Raw genomic sequence first — 2005 nt, forward strand, 5'->3', positions numbered from 1 at the left:
GGCGCTGAGCCGGTCGCGGTGCGCGGCGGCGGCGCGCGCGGCTCCGGGCGCGACGCGGGCGGCCCGGTCGGCCGGGCCCCAGCCGTGCTGGACGAACTCGCGGAAGCCGGAGGCGTCGACGAGCCTGCTCGGGTCGCGGCGGGCGGGTTTGGTCACCGTGGGCAGCCTTTCGGGGTCGGGGCCTGGCACGTCGGGTCGCGATCGGCGGCCGGACGTCACCCCAGGATGCTCTCACCAGCACCGGGATCACCCAACCGGGTGTCTCCCTCTCCGAAACGGCCTACCCGCGGTGGGCGATCCGGTAGGTAACAGCCCCACGGCTACCTACGGCAGGTGATCGCACATGCGTCCCGAGGACGTCGTCGAACTGCGGGTGCACGGGGTGTCCGGCACCCCTCCGGAAGCGATGCTGGGCGACCCGTTCCCCACCCCGGTGGCCGGTGACGACGTCGCCCGGTTCCTGCGGTCGGGCACCCCGGTCCGGGCGCGGTCCAGCGGGCGCACCCGCACGGTCGAGGCGTTCCACTGGGGCCGGTTCACCTCGGGCGGCGCGAGTCGGGCGCTGTGGCTGGTGCTGATCCCGTTCGCGATCCTCAACCTGGCCCGCTACACGCTGCTGGGCGCGGGTCGGTTCGCCGAGGCGGTGCTGCGGCTGCTCGGCCTGGTCCTGACGTGCATGCTGGTCACGGCCACCGCGTACGTGTCGCTGGAGCTGCTGGTGCGGCAGTGCGCGGGCACGGTGGCGTGCCGGGCGGCGAGCCTGGGGTTCTTCGAGGGGTGGCCGTTCGGGGCGATGCTGCTGGTCGGCGCGGTGCCGCCGGTGCTGGTGATCACCGTGCTGTGGTGGTTCGGCCGGCAGACGTTCCTGTACGAGCCGAAGGGCACGCACCACGTCTGGGAGACCCGCACCGGGAGCCTGGGCGACTACGCGTTCTGGCACACGTCGCCGCGCACGCCCGTGCTGCGTGACGCGCACGTGGCGGCGGCGTGCGTGGTGGTGGGGGTGCTGTACGCGGGCGCGTTGCGGACCGCGCAGCCGGACCGGCCGTCGGACCTGCTGTCGTGGGCGGTGATCGGGCTGGGCGCGGGCGTGCTGGCGTGGGCCGTCGGGTGCGTGGTGGTGTCGCCGGACCGGCGTGCGGTGAACTCGCGGGCGTTGAAGTGGGCGTCGGTGGCGTACCTGCTGCTCGCGGCGGGGACGGCGACGGCGCTGCTGTGGCGGCTGCCGACCGACGCGACCGGCACCGTGCCGCCGCTGGCCGGGTTCGAGGCGGTGACCAACATCCTGTCCGCGTCCGCGATGCTGCTCCTGGTCGTGCTGCTCGGCGCGTGCGCGCACCTGCGGCACTCCGCGCGCGGGGTCGAGCTGATGGTGGCGGACAAGCGGTTCCGGCCGATGTGGCACGGCTACGCGGCGGTGGTGATCGCGGCCGTCGCGACCACGCTGGCGGTCGGGTTCAGCGGTGGCCTGGCCTACCGGGTGGTGGACTGGGTCGGTGACCCGGTGCCGGAGGCGGGGCGCCGGGGCTTGGTGCTCAGCACGAGCTACCTGGTCGGCGCGGGCCTGTGGGGCGTGCTGGCGATCGCGTTCCCGCTGCTGGTGGCGCCGGTCGTGGCGGCGATGGTGCGGCAGGTGTCGAGCGCGGTGGTGTTCGCGGTCGGGTCGGTGTCCGCGGTGGTGGCGGTGGCGTTGCGGTGGGCGTCCGCGCCGGGCTGGGCGTTCTGGGCCGCGGTGGTGGTCGCCGCCGCCCTCTACGCGGTGGGCTCGGTGTCCTGCGTCCGGCACGCGGTGGGCGCGGCGGTGCGGGACGGCGTGGTGGCCGACTACCCGGGACGCCCGGACCGGCCCGGCATCGGCAAGGTCGCGTTCACCCAGCGGCTGGCCGCGGCGAAGTACCGCTACCACTGGCTGCTCGGCGCGATCGCGCTGCTCGGCGGCGTGCTGGTGGCGGCGGGCGGGGGCCTGGCGCTGGCCCGGCTCGCGCACCCGGACTGGCGGGCCGCG

Annotated in this window: 1 pseudogene; it reads left to right on the forward strand. The window is 75.6% G+C overall.

The features are described 5' to 3' along the window. Positions 1–343: 343 nt before the first annotated feature. Positions 344–2005 (forward strand): annotated as a pseudogene (locus AB0G02_RS37170) (hypothetical protein); the annotation flags it as partial.

Source organism: Actinosynnema sp. NPDC023658, from assembly GCF_040639995.1.
Classification (GTDB): Bacteria; Actinomycetota; Actinomycetes; order Mycobacteriales; family Pseudonocardiaceae; genus Actinosynnema.